General features: G+C 57.8%; 13 protein-coding genes. 5 read left to right on the top strand and 8 right to left on the bottom strand.

The genetic code is table 11. The annotated features are described in order from the left end of the window. Positions 1-60: 60 nt before the first annotated feature. The 3 genes from yjiA (at position 61) to lanM (ending at position 4,585) form a co-directional block, all read left to right on the top strand. Positions 61-1,032 (top strand): GTPase, encoded by a 972-nt coding sequence (yjiA, locus tag KGB21_RS17910; protein ID WP_034148206.1) that lies wholly within the window; start codon positions 61-63, stop codon positions 1,030-1,032. Between the two features lie 260 nt (positions 1,033-1,292). Beyond that, entirely contained in the window at positions 1,293-1,445 is a 153-nt protein-coding gene (locus KGB21_RS17905) for a hypothetical protein (protein WP_155292748.1), read from the top strand. A gap of 59 nt (positions 1,446-1,504) precedes the next feature. Beyond that, positions 1,505-4,585, top strand: a complete 3,081-nt coding sequence (gene lanM, locus KGB21_RS17900) for a type 2 lanthipeptide synthetase LanM (protein ID WP_223506064.1) — start codon at positions 1,505-1,507, stop codon at positions 4,583-4,585. A 50-nt stretch (positions 4,586-4,635) separates the two neighbouring features. Here the strand turns inward: lanM and KGB21_RS17895 are convergent, their stop codons facing one another. The 5 genes from KGB21_RS17895 to KGB21_RS17875 all read right to left on the bottom strand — a co-directional run bounded on the left by KGB21_RS17895 (position 4,636) and on the right by KGB21_RS17875 (position 13,111). Then, a complete protein-coding gene (locus KGB21_RS17895) occupies positions 4,636-5,337 on the bottom strand; it encodes a GntR family transcriptional regulator (RefSeq protein WP_034148207.1) in 702 nt (233 codons plus the stop codon). 25 nt (positions 5,338-5,362) lie between these two features. After that, entirely contained in the window at positions 5,363-6,067 is a 705-nt protein-coding gene (locus KGB21_RS17890) for a FadR/GntR family transcriptional regulator (protein WP_223506062.1), read from the bottom strand. A 92-nt stretch (positions 6,068-6,159) separates the two neighbouring features. Beyond that, a complete protein-coding gene (locus KGB21_RS17885) occupies positions 6,160-7,473 on the bottom strand; it encodes a C4-dicarboxylate transporter DctA (RefSeq protein ID WP_034148209.1) in 1,314 nt (437 codons plus the stop codon). A gap of 326 nt (positions 7,474-7,799) precedes the next feature. After that, a complete protein-coding gene (gene glyA, locus KGB21_RS17880; protein WP_034148210.1) occupies positions 7,800-9,053 on the bottom strand; it encodes a serine hydroxymethyltransferase in 1,254 nt (417 codons plus the stop codon). Between the two features lie 209 nt (positions 9,054-9,262). Then, complete coding sequence (locus KGB21_RS17875; protein ID WP_317846734.1) at positions 9,263-13,111, bottom strand: EAL domain-containing protein; 3,849 nt, start codon at positions 13,109-13,111, stop codon at positions 9,263-9,265. 286 nt (positions 13,112-13,397) lie between these two features. Here KGB21_RS17875 and ettA point away from each other — a divergent pair, with 286 nt between their 5' ends. Both ettA and gdhA read left to right on the top strand, forming a co-directional pair. After that, positions 13,398-15,062: an energy-dependent translational throttle protein EttA gene (gene ettA / locus KGB21_RS17870; RefSeq protein ID WP_034148211.1), complete on the top strand. Its 1,665-nt coding sequence runs from the start codon at positions 13,398-13,400 to the stop codon at positions 15,060-15,062. A 366-nt stretch (positions 15,063-15,428) separates the two neighbouring features. Beyond that, positions 15,429-16,766 carry an NADP-specific glutamate dehydrogenase gene (gene gdhA, locus KGB21_RS17865; protein ID WP_034148212.1) on the top strand — a complete coding sequence of 446 codons (1,338 nt, stop codon included), beginning with the start codon at positions 15,429-15,431 and terminating at the stop codon, positions 16,764-16,766. Here the strand turns inward: gdhA and KGB21_RS17860 are convergent. The 3 genes from KGB21_RS17860 to KGB21_RS17850 form a co-directional block, all read right to left on the bottom strand. Next, positions 16,763-17,257, bottom strand: coding sequence for a GreA/GreB family elongation factor (locus KGB21_RS17860; protein ID WP_223506060.1), 495 nt, complete (start codon positions 17,255-17,257; stop codon positions 16,763-16,765). The genes gdhA and KGB21_RS17860 overlap by 4 nt on opposite strands. Before the next feature lie 70 nt (positions 17,258-17,327). Continuing rightward, complete coding sequence (locus KGB21_RS17855; protein WP_223506058.1) at positions 17,328-17,684, bottom strand: hypothetical protein; 357 nt, start codon at positions 17,682-17,684, stop codon at positions 17,328-17,330. Between the two features lie 142 nt (positions 17,685-17,826). After that, entirely contained in the window at positions 17,827-19,680 is a 1,854-nt protein-coding gene (locus KGB21_RS17850; RefSeq protein ID WP_223506056.1) for a DUF4105 domain-containing protein, read from the bottom strand. Positions 19,681-19,731 lie beyond the last annotated feature (51 nt).

The raw sequence follows: 19,731 nt of genomic DNA, 5'->3' as shown, positions 1-19,731 counted from the left end.
AAATTGCCATCGCCAGCAAGCCGGCTCCTACAGTTTTTTCTGCGTCCAGGAGACCCTATTTTGTCTGCTCCTATACCCGTCACAATCCTCAGCGGCTTCCTCGGCGCCGGCAAAACCACGCTGCTGCGCCACCTGCTCAAAGCCGAGCACGGCCTGAAGATCGCCGTGATCGAAAATGAATTCAGCGACGCCGGCATCGACACCCAACTGTTGGGCGAGGAGCCGGTGCAAGTGATGACGCTGTCCAACGGCTGCGTCTGCTGCACCATCCACACCGACCTGACCAAGGCCTTGTACCTGCTGCTCGAACGCCTGGACAGTGGCGAAATCGCCTTTGACCGACTAGTGATCGAATGCACCGGTTTGGCCGATCCGGCACCGGTGGCGCAGACTTTTTTCATCGATGAGGAATTGCGCGAGCGCTACATCCTTGACGGCATCATCACCCTGGTGGATGCGGCGCACGCCGAAACGCACCTGACCCAGACCATCGCCCAGGCGCAAATCGGTTTTGCCGACCGTTTGCTGGTCAGCAAACGCGATCTGGTGGACGAGCCGACCTTCAACGCATTGAGCGAACGCCTGACTCGGATCAACCGGCGCGCGCCGATTCGTGTGGTCGATCACGGCAACATCGACTTGGCCGAACTGCTCGATGTTCGCGGCTTCAATCTCAATGCCGACCTCGGTGGCGGTGTGAGTTTGCGCCCGGTGAGCCAAGCCCCGTCCATCGACCGCATTTCCAGCCTGGTGCTGCGCACAGACAAACCGCTGGATATCGACAAACTCAGCGAGTTCATGAACGAGCTGCTGGAAGACCATGGCAAGCAATTGCTGCGCTACAAAGGTGTGTTGAACATCCTTGGCGAGCCACGGCGAATGGTGTTTCAAGGCGTGCTGAAGCTTTATGGTTTCGACTGGGATACCGAGTGGGCCGAAGACGAAGTGCGCGAGAGCGTGATTGTGTTCATTGCCGATGATCTGCCGGAAAAGAAAATTCGTGAGGGGTTTGCACGAGTAGCGGCGGAATGAGCCTGTTAAAGGGTGTTGTTTAGTTATATTTTTATAAATATTTATTTGGCGGTTCTGTTGGGTTGTCAGGGAGTTTGGGGTTTTGGTTGTTGCTGTATGTGTAAATTGTAAGTGGGTTGTTGATTTTTGTTACTTGCTCGTAGCGGGTAAGTGAGTGGTGAGTTTACATTTGGTTCGAATTGATTGGCGGTGGCAGAGTGTTTTGAGTGATAACTTTAATGGCGCCAAACAAGGCGACTAATAATTATCAGGAGAAATTTATGCAAGAGCAAATCATGGATCTGTCCGGTGAACTGGATGCCGAGTTCGAAGCTTACGTAAGCGCCGCTGATGCCAATGTCGGTGGTGAAGGCATGTGCACCAACATGTCGTGCGGAACCTTGCATTGCACGGTCCTGGGCTGCGGCTGCTAACTTCCCCCTAATGCAGGGTGGGTCATAGACCCACCTTGCTTTATCACGAGCGGTTAGCAATGTTGACTGATGTTTTGAATTTCACTGAACATAAAACATGGGGCGTGAAATCAGCGCTGGATCAAGAAGCGCTGCGCAAGAGTCTCGAACTTTTACACAAAAATGATTACGCCACTCTGCGTCATTTCGGTGTCGACCGAAAAAAATTACTTGAGAGTGTTTATTTGCTTGAATCCTCGGATAACCAAGGGGTTTCGCCGGCAGTTCAAACTCTTCAAGATAAAGTCAGAAGCCTTTCTTTATTACCGGTTGAGTGCGATATAAATGGCGAAGAAAATTTCGGTCGGTTTTGTGCTTCGTGGTATGGGTACTTCAAGTGTTGTTTCGAGCAAAACGGTAAATACAATTCTGCTTGTAAGTTAATTGATGTAATGACTTTTTTGTCAAGTGTACGCCCGTATATAACGGCCCGGGTGAAGTACTTGGCGGAAAAGTCGCTGGTTCATCAGTTAAACAGTCGGATTGCCGACGGCGCCGAGCTGGATCTTGAATCGTTTGACCAGACGCTAGTAGACGAGACGCTGGTTGAATTTCTGGGCGCATACCCGGTGCTGGCACGTTTGCTGGTGGATTTGATCGAAGACACGGTGGCCTACCTTTACAAAGTCATCGAGCATTTCGCAGAAGATTTCAATCGGCTCGGACCGGCTTTTGAGTTGGCCGCAAAGCGGATCGACTCGATACTCCTCGGCCAGGGAGACGCCCATGCCAATGGCGAAACGGTCTGTTTCATTCAGGTCGGTGGTCAGTCGCTGGTGTACAAGCCAAGGAGCAATAGCGAAGCGTTTTTTTACAATGCATTGCTGCATCACCTGCATGACAGGACCGGAGATCCCGGTTTCGCCATTTACGCTCCGGTCATGGTGTCTCGGGAAAACCGTTGCTGGATCGAAAAAATCGAGAATCTGCCTTGTGAATCGGAAGCGGAACTGGCCCTTTTCTTCCAGCGCCTAGGCACCCAGGTCGCGGTTATTCACGCCTTGAACGGCATCGATTTTCACTACGAAAACCTGATCGCCTGTGGCAGTAGCCCGGTGATGATCGATCTGGAGTGCCTGTTCACGTCTTCCATGATCGATTTGCGGACCAATCTGCCCCACAGCCGTGCGCTGTTCAAAACCATCAAGCTCAATGGGCAGTCAGTATTTTCCAGTGGCTTCGTGCCTTATTCACCGGACTCTGACAATGACTACAGCGGCCTGAGCCGACAGCAACAATTTGCGGGGAAAAGAAAACAGCTGGTCCGCGAACAAGGCTTTTACCGCTTGAAAAAAGTCGACTTCGACAGTCATCCGGTTATTCGGCACCTGCCCGTTTTCAATGGCGAGACGCATTCTGTCTCTGACTACAAAGACGCATTTCTCCTCGGTTTCGAGCGCGGTTACGATGAATTGATCAATCACCGGGACGCGCTAGTGGAATTGCTCGCGCAGCATGCCGGGACGTTGAAAACCCGCGTCCTGATCAAAAATACCCAGCGTTACGCGGACTTCATCGCGATGATGCTCCATCCGCGCTTTACCCGCTGCGGGGTGCAGCATGAGTTGCTGCTGGCGACCTTATGGTCGGATCTGAGCGAAACACTCAACGATTACAACATTCCCAAGCATGAAATCGATGATCTGAAGAAAGCCAACATTCCGTGTTTCACCCTACCTTTGCTTTCCAGTCATTTGATCAATTCCCATGGCGAGGCCGTGGCCCCGTTGGCCATCGAACGCCCGTTCAACAGTTGCCGACGGAAGCTGGAACACCTGTCTTGCGCCGACAAAGCATTGCAAATTCATATTTTGCAGATGTGTCTATTCCCCGTCGCCAATGAGGCGTTGCCACTCAACCGCGCACATCATTTGAAAGCGGTGCCGGAGTTGAACCGGGCGCAGTACCTCGAAGGCGCCGTTAACATTGCCGGGGTCATCGAGAGACTGCGCATCGACGGCGAAGAGGGGGATGTAGCCTGGACATTCATGGACACGCACCCACGAACCCAGCGTCATTTCATTACGCCCATGGGCAGCGGTTTGTACAACGGCATGGGCGGCTTGGCGATTTTCTTTCTAAGTTTGTTCCGCACCAGCGGTTCGGCGCGATATCTGAGCGACGCCGAGAGAATCCTGTGCGCGATGACCAAGTCCCAAGGCCATTTCCCCAGCGAGTCGAGCGTCAGTGCTTATTTCGGCCTGACCTCGTATCTGTACGTTCTGGTCAATTACCAAATAATCACCGGTCGCCATACTTACCAAGCGATCATTGAGGAGCAGTTGCTCAAACTGGAAGATTTTCCACAGGACGGCGACGAGTTCGATTTCATTCACGGTTGGTGCGGGGCCGTGATCGTGTTGGTGAACCTCTATCAACTTGAAAAGCGCGAAACCCTACGGCCTCTTATCGAAAAGTTCTCGCAGGTCATTCAATCCGCGCTGACACTGGAAAACGGAACATTGTTGCTCAAGGCGACGGGCAAACCGCTGTGGACGGGTTTTTCCCACGGTATTTCCGGTGTCTTGATGGCCCTGGGCAAGGTCTGGGAAGTGACGAAAGATCCACTTCTGCCAGGAGTGATCGCCCAGTGGGTGCAGGCAGAGAACCGCCTTACGGTGGACGGTTTCTGGCTTGATCTGCGGGAGAGCGCAAAGTCTTCTACCACGATCAAGTGGTGTCATGGCGACGCGGGCATTCTGCTTTGTCGACGCTGGTTGCTCCAATCGATGGCCGACGTGCTGGACGTCGAAACCAGGGTAACGCTCGAACAGGATGCAGAACGTTGCGAACGTCATCTCTGGGAACAGGGGCTGGAGTCTGGTTACAGCCTGTGTCACGGGGATTTCGGCAATCTTGTGTGCTTGCTGAAACTCTACCGCGACACCCACAACGACGCGGGTGTCGCAAAGGTAAAACGCGCGCTCTCTCAGGTCGCCCATAACTTCTTCAATGAAGACTTTCTCGAGGAGCGCAATGTCCCCGATCTGGGAATGATGCTGGGGATTGCCGGCGTCGGCCAGGCCTTGTTGCATGCTGCGGACGACAGTTTGCCAGAGGTGTTGTCGTTGGACTTCGCAAGGTTTAACCCGGCCGATTGAGCTTTCTCTGATTAGAAAACAGGGGGGACCGGTCATCACTGGCCGGTTTCTTATTGCTGTGTGCTGACCAGACTTTGTTCGATTTCATCCAGATGCTGGTTGATCAATCGCACTGCGGTAGCGATTTCAGTTTGTTCCAGGGCATCGACGATTGCGGCCTGTCGGCGCCAGCAACAATAGCCTTCAATGTTTGTCGCGAACCGTGCAATCGCCAAAGAGGTTAATGGCACCAGGCTGCCAATGAAGTTCGCTAGCGGATTATTGCCGGCCATGCTCGCCAGTTGCAGGTGAAACTCACCCGACAGTCGGATTGCCGGTCCGCGCTGACCACGATCCTGATATTTGCGTTGCTCATCTATCAGGTCACGCAATGTGTTCAGGTCGCCGGGGCGATGGTGCTGGCCGGCAAGTTGAACGAGCGTGGTCTCGGCCAGGCGTCGTGCGTGCAATACCTGTCGGGTTTGCTCGCAAGTTGGCGCTGCGATGCGCGGGCGATGATTGGGCCGCAGGATGACCACTTGCTCATGGTACAGGCGCACCAGCACCCGGCGTATTTCACTGCGGCCAGCACCGAACATCTGTCCCAGGCTGTCTTCGGTAAAGCGGCTGGCAGAATCAATGCGCTGATCAAGAATGGCGTCGAAAATCTGTGAATAAAGGTCCTCAGCCGAAAGCTTCTGGCCACGGACGCGGGAAAAGGGCAGGGCCGTAGGTGTGTCGCGGTTGTATTGCGCTGAGGCGAAGCTGTTCATGGCCTGTCTCCGGTTCGAGGAGGATTCAACTGCGGAGGTTGTCATCCGGAATGTTCAATTCGATGCCCATCCGCTGGCCTTCGCGAAGGATGTGCCGACGCATTTCGGCGCTCGCTTGAGCGCTGTTCTTGCTGCGAATCGCCCGTACCACGGCTTCGTTCTCTTCGAGGCGTTCAGCCAGGTGCTCCGGAGAGTTGCGCAGCACCTCGGCGCTTTGCTTAAGGGCGTTGCTGGTCTGCTGGACCACGCTCTGGAAGATCGGATTCGACGTGAGTGTGAACAGCTCTTCGTGGAACGCGATGTAAGCGTTCACGCCGGCCTCGCTGTCGTTGGCTTCCAGGGCTTCGCGCATGTCCATCAGGGTCAGGCGCAGTTGCCCGACTTCCTTGCTGCTGATGGATTGCGCCACCAGGCCGACGATGAACGGCTCAAGGGTGTAGCGCAGTTGCAGCACGTCTTCCAGGCTCGCCGCGGCCACTGCACTGTCATGCGACTGGCTGTCGGCGAGATTGGCTTCCAGCACCACCACGCCTTTGCCCGGCATCGACCGAACCAGGCCAAGGGTTTCCAGCACGATCACCGCTTCACGCAGGCTCGGGCGGCTGATGCCCAGTTGCTCGGCCAGTTCACGTTGCCCCGGCAACATTTCGCCGGAGCGCCACTGACCGCGGGCCAGTGCGGCCCGAAGTTTTTCTACGACGGAATTTACGACGGTTGATGTACTAATCACTTGATTGCTCCATGAGCCTGTAAGGGCGGTATCGCAGGCAGGATCAAAAAATCAAAAGATCGCAGCCTGCGGCAGCTCCTGCAGTGGTGAACTCAGAATTCCTGTTGATGGGCGGGTGTCACTGGTTTTCGCGGCTGGAAGGTATAACCCACCTGGCCGGAAAGCACCTTGTTCGCCCGTTGCACATCGATGTCTTTTTCCCAGCGAGCGATGGCCACGGTCGCCACGCAGTTGCCGATCAGGTTGGTCAGCGCACGGCCGATGCCCATGAACCAGTCCACGGCCAACACCAACACCAGGCCGACCACCGGGATCGCCGGAATGGCGGTCAGGGTCGCTGCCAGAATCACCAACGCCGAGCCCGGGATACCGTGTGCGCCCTTGGACGTGATCAGCGACACCAACAGAATCGTCAGCAGATCGGTCATGGCCAGCGGCGTGCCGGTGGCATTGGCGATGAACACGATGGCCAGGGTCAGGTAGATCGAAAAACCGTCGAGGTTGAACGAGTACCCGGTGGGAATCACCAGCCCGACCGTGGAGCTGCCAATACCCAGATGCTCAAGCTTGCGCATGATTTGTGGCAGCACGGCGTCGGACGAGGCGGTGCCCATGACGATCAGCAGCTCTTCACGCAGGTACTTGAGCAACGGCCACATTTTCAGGCCGGACAGGCGCATCACCAGGCCGAGAATCAGCGCGACGAAGGCGATGCAGGTCAGGTAAAACAGGCCGACCAGGCTGCCCAGATGCTGTAACGAATCCAGGCCATATTTGCTGGTGGTGAAGGCAATAGCGCCGAACACGCCGATCGGCGCCAGACGCACGATCATGCCCATGATGCGGAAGATCACGTGGCTCAGCTCATTGATCAGTCGTGAAATACCCGACGCCGCTTCGCCCACCAGATTCAGCGCGCTGCCGAACAGCACGGAAAACAGCAGGACTTGCAGGATGTTGTTGTCAGCAAAGGCGCCAATCACCGAAGTCGGAATCAGGTCCATCAAGAACTGCGTGGTGGTGTGCATGTGCTGGCCGCGCTGGGCGATATCGCCCATGTCGGCAGCGGAAAGCTGATCCAGATGAATGTTCGCGCCACTACCGATACCGGTGCTGAAGGCGAACACCAGGCCGATCACCAGAGCGATGGTAGTCAGCACTTCGAAGTAGATCACCGATTTGAGGCCGATGCGTCCGACCTTCTTCAGATCGCCGGCACCGCTGATGCCGCTGACCACGACGCAGAACACGATCAGGCCGATGAGCATTTTGATCAGCTTGATAAAGCCGTCACCGAGGGGTTTGAGCTGAGCGGAGTATTCAGGAAGGGTCAGCCCGCAGACGATGCCGAGCACCAGTCCGAGAACCACTTGGAGGAAGATTGAACGCGAGCACCATCTGAGCATGGGAGGAATCCTGGTCGGTGTCCTGGCTGCCGTGCGCTGTGCGCATCAGATTCAGGACTTAATTATTGTGGTCTTACCGGTATGTCCAGTGCAGGCGCAGTCTAGGCGAGGATTTTCATTAACCGCAAGTGGAAATTATGAAATTGGCATGACCGGTCTGACCAGTGGTGCAGACCTTATAGGAGCCCGCTTGCTGGCGATGGCGGCCGAGAGATCTTTCCAAGGCTCAAGGACAAATCGCCAGCAAGCCGGCTCCTACAAATCCAGGGCGAAAAAAAACCGGCCATCTCTGGCCGGTTTTTCATGCAGCAGATTTAACGGGGCTATTAAGCGCCGTACACCGGCAGCTTCTTGCAGATCGCCTTGACCTTCTCGCGAACGGCGTCGATCACCGCTTCGTTGTTCAGGTCAGCCAGGATGTCGCAGATCCAGCCCGCCAGTTCCTTGCACTCTGCTTCCTTGAAGCCACGAGTGGTCACAGCCGGGGTGCCAAAGCGCAGGCCGGAGGTGACGAACGGGGAGCGTGGGTCGTTTGGCACGGAGTTCTTGTTCACGGTGATGAACGCTTTGCCCAGAGCGGCGTCGGCGTCTTTACCAGAGATTTCCTGCTTGATCAGCGACAGCAGGAACAGGTGGTTTTCAGTACCGCCGGAAACCACGTCGAAACCACGCTCGATGAACACGCCGGCCATGGCCTTGGCGTTCTTCACCACTTGTTGCTGGTAAGTCTTGAACTCAGGCTGCAGCGCTTCTTTGAAGCAGATCGCCTTGGCAGCGATCACGTGCTCCAGCGGGCCACCCTGGGCGCCCGGGAATACTGCGGAGTTCAGCTTCTTCTCGATGTCGGCGTTGGCGCGAGCCAGGATCAGACCGCCACGTGGACCGCGCAGGGTCTTGTGGGTGGTGGTGGTCACGACGTCAGCGAATGGAACCGGGTTCGGGTAGACGCCAGCGGCGACCAGACCGGCCACGTGGGCCATGTCGACGAACAGGTAGGCGCCGACTTTGTCAGCGATTTCGCGGAAACGCGGGAAGTCGAGGATCTGCGAGTAGGCAGAGAAACCGGCCACGATCATTTTTGGCTTGTTCTCAACGGCCAGGCGCTCGACTTCGTCGTAGTCGATCAGGCCGTTGGCGTCGATGCCGTACTGGATGGCGTTGTACAGCTTGCCCGAGGACGAAACGCTGGCGCCGTGGGTCAGGTGACCGCCGTGGGCCAGGCTCATGCCCAGGATGGTGTCGCCAGCCGACAGCAGGGCCAGGTAAACGGCGCTGTTGGCTTGGGAACCGGCGTGCGGTTGAACGTTGGCGTAATCGGCGCCGAACAGCTCTTTTGCACGGTCGATGGCCAGTTGCTCAACGACGTCAACGTACTCGCAACCACCGTAGTAGCGCTTGCCCGGGTAGCCTTCGGCGTACTTGTTGGTCAGAACCGAGCCTTGAGCTTCCATCACCGCAGGGCTGGTGTAGTTTTCCGAAGCGATCAGCTCAATGTGCTCTTCCTGGCGCTGAGCTTCTTGCTCCATGGCGGCAAAGAGATCGGCGTCGTACTTGGCAATAGTCAAATCACGGCTGAACATGGCGGTCCTCAAGGATCGGGGGCAGAAAAGGGGGGCATTCTAACCCAATGGGTTTTAGATGGCATATGAAACGGCATCATGTCGCAGACAAGTGGTGTTCATGACCCCAGAGTCAAAAGATCGCAGCCTTCGGCAGCTCCTACAGAGGAACGCATTCCAAATGTAGGAGCTGCCGAAGGCTGCGATCTTTTCAGGTGCAACGCTGAGCGTCAGTCGAACATGAAGAGGGCATCATTGCTGAACTGCACCTCAAACTTGTCGGCCGGCATAGGACGGCCGAACAGGTAGCCCTGGACCTCATCGCAACCGTGTTCCCTCAGGAAATCAAGTTGCTCTTGGGTTTCCACGCCCTCGGCGATCACCGCGAGGTTGAGGCTGTGGGCCATGGCGATGATCGCCCGGGCGATCTGCGCATCCTGTTCACCCGACGGCAGGCCATCGACGAAGGTGCGGTCGATTTTCAGCACGTCGATCGGGAACTGCTTGAGGTAGTTGAGCGATGAATAACCGGTGCCGAAGTCGTCGACCGCAATGCTCAAGCCAAGGTTTTTCAGGCCGTCGAGGATCTGCATCGCCTCGCTGACTTCGCGCATCAGGATACTTTCGGTCAGCTCCAGCTCCAGGCACGCCGGCGGCAGGCCGGTTTCCTTGAGGATCGTGGCGATGCGCATGCCGAGATGCCCGTCGGAAAATTGCCGGGCGGAAATGTTCACCGACACCTTGGGCACCCGCACTTTGGCCTGATGCCAGCTCTTGAGCTGGCGGCACGCCTCGCTGATCACCCAATCGCCGACATCCACCACCAGGCCCAGCTCTTCGAGCACCGGAATGAAATCCCCGGGCGGCACCAGGCCACGTCGCGGATGACGCCAGCGAAGCAGGGCTTCGGCACCGGTCAGGCGTTTGCCATCGCCGCTGAATTGCGGTTGGTAATACAACACGAACTCGTCCTGCTCCAGGGCGTGGCGCAAGTCGCTTTCCAGTTCCAGGCGCTCCAGGGCGCTGGCGTTCATGTCCGCCTGGTAGAACTGGAAGTTGTTCTTGCCGCGCTCCTTGGCGTGGTACATCGCGGTGTCGGCGTTCTTCATCAACTGGCTGAGCTCATCGCCGTCCTGCGGGCTCAGGGCGATGCCGATACTGGCGGTGACGAAGAACTCGCGGCCTTCGAGAACGAACGGTTTCACCAGGCTGGCAAGAATCTGTTCAGCCACGTGAACCGCCCGGTTCAAGGCGATTTCACGGTTGGCTCGCGGTTGCAGGAGCAAGGTGAATTCATCGCCGCCCATGCGCGCCACGGTGTCGTCATCGTCAACGCAACCGAGCAGGCGCGTGGCCATTTCCTTGAGCATGCGATCGCCGGCGGCGTGACCCAGGGAGTCGTTGATCGGTTTGAAGCGGTCGAGGTCGAGGAACATCAGCACCACCCAGGACTTCTGCCGTTCCGCAAGCTGCAGCGCAGTGTGCAGGCGATCCTGGAACAGTGTGCGGTTGGGCAGGTGCGTCAGGGCGTCGTAGTAGGCGAGGCGGTGAATCCGTTGCTCGCTGGCCTTGCGCTCGCTGATGTCGCTGAAGAAGCACACGTAACTGGCCAAATCACCTTCGTCATCCAGCACCGCGGTGATGCCGACCCAGGCCGGGTAGTGCTCGCCATTGCGACGCTTGAGCCACACTTCACCTTCCCAGGTGCTGTGCTGATTCAATTGCTTGAGTACATAACGCAGATGGGCGTCCTGCTGCTCGTCGACGGTGAGCATGTTCGGCAACTGGTCGAGCACCTGTTCCACCGCATAACCGCTGACACGGCTGAAAGCTTCGTTGGCCTGGACGATGTAACCGGCCGGGTCGGTAATCAGGATTGCCGAGGTCGAATGTTCGAAAACCGTGGCGGCCATGCGCAAATCTTTTTCGGCCCGGCGTTGCTGGCTGATGTCGCGACCTACCCCCAGCACGCCTTCGAAGGCGCCGTGTTCGTCCCAGACCAGCACCAGGCGCAGCTCGATGGGGATCTTGCGTCCGTCAGCTCGCAGGCAGTCGAACAGATACAGTTGGGTTTGAACCTGGCTGCGCAACAACGCCAGTTGATCGGGTTGATCCAGCGCTTTGCTGACCCGGTCCATCAAGCTGTAGATACCGCTCAGCTGCTGCGGGTTGGCGATGGTCGATTGCCAGCCGTTCTGGAAAATCCACTCGGCGTCGTAGCCCAGCACCGCTTGCACCGAAGGGCTGACATAGTTGAGTGCCATCCGGCAATCGGTGGAGAAAATCACGTCACTGATGCTTTCGGCGAGCATCCGGTAACGCTGTTCGCTGTCACGCAGCGATTCACTGGCCTCGATCTGGTCGGTGATGTCCTTGGCCACGCCGATAATTCGCGTGACCTGATCATGCTTGTCCCTTGCCAGCGCTTGTTCGCGAATCTCGAAGCGACGCCATTCGCCGTCCCGATGACGAAAACGCAATTGACACTGCATCAACTGGCTGTAACCCGCTTGCCGTTGGATCTGACGCGAGCGGTGGTAATAGTCGGCGTCTTCGGGGTGCAGGAGGATTTCCCAGAAATACTCGCCCATCTGCTGCAATTCGGTTCGGTTGTAGCCCAGCGTCTGACCCAAATGGTGGTTGCTGAAGATCATGCGCTGGCTGATGACGTCCTGTACGTACAGGTGATCCGGCACGGTGCGCACAACATCGGACCAGAAGCCTTCGCGTTCCAGCAGCGACAGCTCAGTGAGTTTGCGGCTGGTGATGTCAGTGATGCTGAGGATCACCGCCCTATAGTCCTCAAGGCTTTCCGGCAGGCGCAGCACCAGCCACAGGTGCAGGTCGCGGCCGAGGGCGTCCTGCAGTTTGATTTCCAGCTCGAGTTTTTTCTGTTGGGTGAGCACCGCTTCTAGCACTTGATTGCCGATGGCGCTGCCGTCCAGCGGGTTGCCGTCGATCAGCAGTGTCCAGGCTTGTGCGCAGGTATTGACGTTGAGCAGTTGCAGCGCGACCTGGTTGACCTCGGTAATGCGCAACTCCTGCAGCAATTGCCGGCGCTGTTCCGGGTCCTCCAGCCATGCTTGCAGTTGTTCGTTGCTTTGCAATCGGGTCTTGTCGAAGGCGCTCTTTAGGCCGGACATATCGAGGACGCACAGCGCCACGCCGGTCCCTTCGAAAATTTCCTGATATCGTCGACGTCCCTCATGCAACTGGCGTTGGCGACGGCGCATGTTCAGCAGGACGATGAACGGCAGCATGGAGAAAGCCAGGCCCAGCAGGCATTTGCCTATGAAGGCGGGCAGCAGTTCTTCGAGGACTCGCTGGCGATCGAACAACCCGCGCAGTTGCCAGTCGCTGCTGCTCAGCGGAACGGTCAGCACGCTGTTGGCCAGATCGTCCTGGGTCAACGTCCCCGGATTGACCTGCGGCAGCGCGGCATCGCGGCTGATGATCTGGTGATTGAGGCGGTTTTCCACCAGCCAGAGCGGACGGATGCCGTATTCGTTTAGATTGGTCAGTGATGAGAAATACGTCGGCTTCAGGCGCAGGATCCAGTAGCCACGGGTGCTACCACTGGCTTGATGCAGCAACAGATTCACCACCGAGCCGTCGATGGCGTTGCTGTAATAGTGGGTCTGGGCACGGCTGCGTCGGACCAACTCGCTAAGATAGTCGGCGTCTTCGCTGTTAGTCGCGCTATCCGAGAGGATGGCTCCGGAGGGGCTGAGCAACGCCAGGCTGAGCAGGTCGGGCAAGGATTTTTGCAGCTTGCGCAGTAACTCCTGCTGTTCGTCGTCGCTCTGAGGCTGTTCGACGATCGGTAATAAATTAAGGGCGATCCGGGCGTTGAGTGCCATGTTCAGGCTGACTTGCGCGGCCAGGTCGGCGGTGTAGTCGATGGTGTACTGACGCTGGGTTTTCTGGGTCTCGCGCAACTGATCAAGCAACTGCCAGAACATCAATGCCAGCAGCAAAAGCACGAGCGTCGCCAACGCGCCTTTCAATGTTCCACGCAGGGGTGAACCGGGCGCCACAGTCGGTGCACTGGTAGTCAGGGACGGAGGGACTTTGGACAAACTTGAATCCTGCGGTTTGGCTGGACTGGCGCGACGTGCACTATAAGCCGGACGCCCGAAGGGCGGCTAGCATGCCTTGAGTTGTGGCAAAGTGCCAGCCCCGCTCGGCTGGACGGCCTTCCGTCATTCAGGTAGCTTTGCCGGTTACGCGGGAGCGTTCCAGCTCCTAGAATCAGACTTTTTTCAGCGCGCACGCATGGGCCTCGTCCAGCGTAGAACGCGCACGGTCTGGCCCGGGCATCGCCTGCGCTCCAATCATTCATCAGTCACTGACCCTAGGTTCTCCATGGCTCAATACGTATTCACCATGCATCGGCTGGGCAAAGTTGTTCCGCCGAAGCGGGAAATCCTGAAAAACATCTCCCTGTCCTTCTTCCCCGGCGCCAAGATCGGCGTGCTCGGCCTCAACGGTTCGGGTAAATCCACGCTGCTGAAAATCATGGCCGGCGTCGACACCGAGTTCGAGGGCGAAGCCCGTCCGATGCCGGAGCTGAACATCGGTTATCTGCCGCAAGAGCCACAACTTGATCCGACCAAGACCGTGCGTGAAGTGGTCGAGGAAGCGGTCAGCGTGATCAAGAACGCCCAGGCACGCCTGGACGAGGTCTACGCGGCGTACGCTGACGAAGATGCCGACTTCGACAAACTGGCTGCTGAACAAGCCAAGCTCGAAGCGATCCTGCAAGCCAGCGATGGTCACAACCTGGATCGCCAACTGGAAGTCGCCGCCGATGCGCTGCGTCTGCCGGCATGGGACGCCAAGGTCGAATTCCTGTCCGGTGGTGAAAAACGTCGTGTGGCCCTGTGCCGCCTGCTGCTGTCCGCTCCGGACATGCTGCTGCTCGACGAACCGACCAACCACCTGGACGCCGATTCGGTTGCCTGGCTGGAGCATTTCCTGCACGACTTCCCGGGCACCGTGGTAGCGATCACGCACGACCGTTACTTCCTGGATAACGTTGCTGGCTGGATCCTGGAACTCGACCGCGGCGCGGGCATTCCTTACGAGGGCAACTATTCGGGTTGGCTGGAAGCCAAGTCCGATCGTCTGGCTGCCGAATCCAAGCAGCAGTCGGCCCACGAAAAAGCCATGAAGGAAGAATTGGAGTGGGTGCGCAAAGGCGCCAAGGCCCGCCAGTCCAAATCCAAGGCTCGTCTGCAACGCTTCGAAGAAATGCAATCGCAGGAATTCCAGAAGCGCAGCGAAACCAACGAGATCTACATTCCGGCCGGTCCGCGCCTGGGTGACAAGGTCATCGAGTTCAAGAACGTCACCAAGGGCTACGGCGATCGCGTGTTGATCGACAACCTGTCGTTCTCCATGCCCAAAGGCGCCATCGTTGGCGTGATCGGTGGTAACGGTGCCGGTAAATCCACACTGTTCCGCATGCTGATGGGCAAGGAAACGCCGGACTCGGGCAGCATCGAAGTCGGCGAAACCGTGCAGTTGGCCTGCGTGGACCAGAGCCGCGAAGACCTGGACGGCAGCAAGACTGTGTTCCAGCAAATCTCCGACGGTTCCGACCAGATCCGCATCGGCAACTACGAGATCCCGTCGCGTACCTACGTCGGTCGCTTCAACTTCAAGGGCGGCGATCAGCAGAAGTTCGTCAAGGACCTGTCCGGTGGTGAGCGTGGTCGCTTGCACCTGGCCCTGACCCTGAAAGAGGGCGGCAACGTCCTGCTGCTCGACGAACCGTCCAACGACCTCGACGTTGAAACCCTGCGTTCCCTGGAAGAAGCCCTGCTGGACTTCCCGGGCGCCGCCATTGTGATCTCTCACGATCGGTGGTTCCTTGACCGCGTCGCGACGCACATCCTGGCGTACGAAGACGACTCGCAAGCGGTGTTCTTCGAGGGTAACTACACCGAATACGAAGCCGATCGCAAAAAGCGTCTCGGCGAAGCGGCAGCTCAGCCGCATCGTGTACGGCACAAGAAACTGGCCTGATTTCAGGTTGGTTGCATAAAGAACGGAGCCTTCGGGCTCCGTTTTTTTGCGTTTTTTTCAGTGGCACCGCGATGTATTCATCGCTGGCAAGCCAGCTCTTACAGATTTCGTGGTGTTCACAATCCCGAGCCTTGCGCCGCCCCTTTAGGAGCTGGCTTGCTAGCGATAGCGGTATATCTGATGGTGCAAAACTCGAAGTGAGAATCCCCATTCGGGTGCAAAAACACTCCGAAACGAGGATTAATTTATATCCTGTGCACCATTTAATTTCATAAAAGCGACATTCTGCTCTGTTCCTGTGCGCGATTCGTTTGTTAAAGTCCGGCTCAAAATCTCCAACGACAATAAATTTGCCGAGACATTTCCATGATCGAATCCGTCGAATCCTTCCTTGCCCGCCTGAAAAAACGCGACCCGGACCAGCCTGAATTTCACCAGGCCGTGGAAGAAGTCCTGCGCAGCCTGTGGCCGTTTCTGGAAGCCAATCCGCACTATCTGACGTCGGGCATCCTGGAACGTATTTGCGAGCCGGAGCGAGCAGTCGTGTTCCGGGTTTCCTGGGTCGACGATCACGGCAAAGTGCAGGTCAATCGCGGTTTCCGTATCCAGATGAACAGCGCCATCGGGCCGTACAAGGGCGGCCTGCGTTTCCATCCTTCGGTGAACCTTGGTGTGCTGAAGTTCCTGGCTTTCGAGCAGACCTTCAAAAACTCGCTGACCTCGTTGCCCATGGGTGGCGGCAAGGGCGGTTCGGACTTCGACCCGAAAGGCAAAAGTGATGCGGAAGTCATGCGCTTCTGCCAGGCCTTCATGAGCGAGCTGTACCGTCACATCGGTGCCGACGTGGACGTGCCGGCCGGTGATATCGGCGTTGGCGCCCGCGAGATCGGCTTCCTGTTCGGTCAATACAAGCGCCTGAGCAACCAGTTCACCAGCGTGCTGACCGGCAAGGGCCCGAGCTACGGCGGTAGCCTGATTCGCCCGGAAGCCACCGGTTTCGGTTGCGTGTACTTCGCCGAGGAAATGCTCAAGCGTCGTGGAGAGAGCGTCGAAGGCAAGCGCGTGGCGATCTCCGGTTCGGGCAACGTCGCGCAGTACGCTGCGCGCAAAGTCATGGACCTGGGCGGCAAAGTGATTTCCCTGTCCGACTCTGAAGGCACGCTGTACTGCGAAAGCGGTTTGACCGAAGCGCAATGGCAAGCAGTGCTGGAACTGAAAAACGTCCAGCGCGGGCGCATCAGTGAACTGGCCGCTCGTTTTGGCCTGGAGTTCCGCGCCGGCCAGCATCCATGGGGGCTGAGCTGCGACATCGCACTGCCATGCGCCACGCAAAATGAACTGGATGCCGACGCCGCTCGCGCATTGCTGCGCAACGGCTGCATCTGTGTGGCGGAAGGCGCGAACATGCCAACCACGCTTGAGGCGGTGGACCTGTTTATCGAGGCGGGCATTCTGTTCGCACCGGGCAAGGCGTCCAATGCCGGTGGTGTCGCGGTGAGCGGGCTGGAGATGTCGCAGAACGCCATGCGCTTGCTGTGGACCGGTGGCGAAGTGGACAGCAAGCTCCACGCGATCATGCAATCGATCCACCACGCTTGCGTGCACTACGGCGAAGAGAACGGTCAGGTCAATTACGTCAAGGGCGCGAACATCGCCGGCTTCGTCAAAGTCGCCGACGCCATGCTCGCCCAGGGCGTGGTTTAAGCCGGTTCGATGCGGATGATCTCGATCATCTGATCGCCGGCCGGGCGTTGCCATAGCACCTCGTCACCGAGTTGCGCCCCGAGCAATGCCCGGCCCAGCGGTGAGCCCCAGTTGATCAGGCCGGCCGGCGCGTCGGCCTGATCTTCACCGACCAGTTGCACGGTCAACTCGGTGTCCTGTTCGTCGGCGAACGTCACTCGACTGCCGATTTGCACTTTTTTCGTTGAATTGGCGGGCGGTACAAGTTGAGCGCTTTGCAGACGCTGATTGAAATACCTCAAGTCGCGCTGCAGGTCGGCCTCTCTCTGCTTGTTGGCCAACTCTCCTTGCGCGCTCAGTTCTCCCAGCAAATTCTGCAACTCGGCTACCTTCGCCTGTAACTGGACGAGGCCCGTGGGTGTGACGTAATTGGGCTGCGCGCTGACCTGCCGTTCGACCGGCTGATCGGCTTGCGCGGCGGTATTATCTTCATTGACGAAGGCGCGACTCATTGCGTTCTCCCGTTATAGGGTTTGGGCCATGGTTGCAGGCTTTTAGTTTCGACGGATGTCTGTCAGCGACCTATGGCGAGCGATAGGCCCGTGCTGCGTCCTGATCCTTCTGTTGCTGCCAGGCTTTGTCGCGGTCGTCCCCATGGCGATTGCGATAGTCGTCGCGATCCTCGCTTTCGCGCATGGCCTGACACTGGCGGAAGCCATCGCTCCAGCCTTCGGCGTAGTTTTTGTCTTTCAGATAACGCGGGACGTTTTTACGAAATTCGCCGGTGATGGCTCCGGCGGCCTGGCGGCCACTGCTGCAACCGTCATCGAAACCGTCGGCGAACGCCGGTGGATAACCTTTGGCGATCAGATCTTCGTGGGTTGTCTGGCAACCGGCGATCAACATCAACAATCCCACCACAACTGCACAACGCAGCATCTTGGACTCCCGGGCCGCAATATGGCCTGTAAGGGAAGTCTAGAGGCGGGTTCGTGAGGGGGATGTGAAAGGAAGATCAAAAGATCGCAGCCTGCGGCAGCTCCTACAGGGACCGCATTCCAATGCCGAAGGCTGCGATCTTTTAATAGTGATACCACTTAACCTCAAGCATCACTTCATTCTCGGGCGTGGCCAAGTGGCTGAATTCGCGCTGGGCGCTCAAGCGTAAACCGAGGTTGCGCGACAATTCCCATTGCTGGTTCAGACTCACGCTACGGCGCACTTCACCATTGGTGAAGAAATCGCCTTTTGCCTCAAGGCTCATATTGCCCAGTGGGTTTTTCCACAGCAGGCCGGTGTTGAAACCCGCTGCCGGAGAGATGAATTCGGCGAAGTCATTGTTGTGCTCGACGCGCACGGTGCCCAAGGCAAAACCGAGCGTGTTGTCGCTCAGTTGCCAGGTGCCGCCGCCACCGCCATTCACGTGGCTGACCAGGGTTTCGTCGTCATGCTTGCCCGGCACACGCTCCAGACCGCCGGTGACCTGCCACGACAGCGGTTGCAGCAACTCATTGCGCGGGGTCAGGGAGCGGATGGTCGCCAGGTCCAGTTGCTGCACTTGCCAGTCATTGCCTTCGTACTGGCGCAGCTTCAGTTGCAGGATTTCAATCTGCGCGCCGAGCGGAAAACTTTCCGAATTGTCGTTGAGGTCGTGATAGGCCATGCGCAGGCCGTATTCGCCAAACGCGCGATCGCCACGTGTACCGAGGCCGGCCTGCCAAGTGCGCGATTCGTGGCCATCTTCCGGGAGCCCGGGTTGCGGGATATCGAGTTCCGGTGCGGGGTTCTGGTTGATCGCCCGCAGCAATTCGAAGCTGCGCTGAGCCCGTTGCGGATCACGTTCCTGACCATTGGCGCGATAGCGCTCCAGGCGATAGGCGGCATCGATAATCAGCGCCTGACGGTCGCGGGGTTGAGCCTTGAACTCCGGTGATTGCAGTTGTTTCTGGTCGGCGCTGACTTTCAGCACCCATTGCTGTTCTTCGTCGGTTAACGGCTCGGCGCGGCTCAGCAGCTCGCGCTCGCGGGAAGGGCGGTACTGGATGGACTCCACCAGCCCGGCCTCTTTCACGGCTTTGACGGTGTCGGTGGGGATGGCGGTGATCGGGAATTGCTCGGTCAGGCGCAGACTCGGACGCGCCACTTGCAGCAGCTCCAGCAAGCGATAGGAACAGTTTTCATCAAAAAAGAAATAGTCGAACTGGATCTGTTTCAGCTCCCAGACGTGCTCGACCATGCGCTCGGTTTCTTGCTGGGTCAGGTTCAGGCGGTATTCCCACAGATCGCGGTTTTCGAGACTGCGGTACTCCGAGAGTTTTTCCTGATACGGCACCAGCGCAAACAGGCCGGGATAACCGCCCATCAAGCCTTTCCACGCGTAGAGGATGCTGTTGTCGGAGCCCTCGATGTAAGCGCCGAAGTTGATCGCGTAGCTGAGCAGCGAAGTCTTGTCGGCCTGAACGTCAGCCTGATCGATGCGCAGCAATGTGTGGCCGAACATTGACGACGGGCTGTTGAGATAGGCCGCCGGAAAGATCATCACCGCGCTGTGGGGCGAGACGTCCTTGAACCATTGCTTGAACTCGGCGCATTGCGGGGTCGGCAGATCGCTCAGGTTGAGCTGCGCTTTCAGCCAGCGGGTGCGGGCAGGGTAGACGCATTGCGCATGCTGTTCGCCAGCATTGGCGGGGGCGTACAACGCTTGCACGGTGGCCGCCAGTTCATGGTCCGGGTGTTCGTTGCCATCGGCGGCGAGGAAGAATTTCTTGTCGCTGACATAGCTGCGCCAGCCACCGAGCTTGGCGGTTTCGTAATGGCCCAGGGAAATCCAGAAAGGGTCATTGGCCAGTTGCTGCAAACGTTGAGAGTCGATTTGGGGCGCGGCGGACAGCGGGGCGCAGACACAGAGCGCCAGCCAGGCAAGGCGTTTGAGCATAGGTGGCAACTTAAGTCGAAAAAAATTAAGACCCGGTACGGAAAAACGTCC

The sequence above is a fragment of the Pseudomonas sp. GL-RE-29 genome (genome assembly GCF_019947275.1).
Taxonomy (GTDB): Bacteria; Pseudomonadota; Gammaproteobacteria; order Pseudomonadales; family Pseudomonadaceae; genus Aquipseudomonas; species Aquipseudomonas fluorescens_A.
The sequence above is the reverse complement of the archived record's forward strand: the minus strand, read 5'-3'. Positions and strand labels throughout refer to the sequence as shown.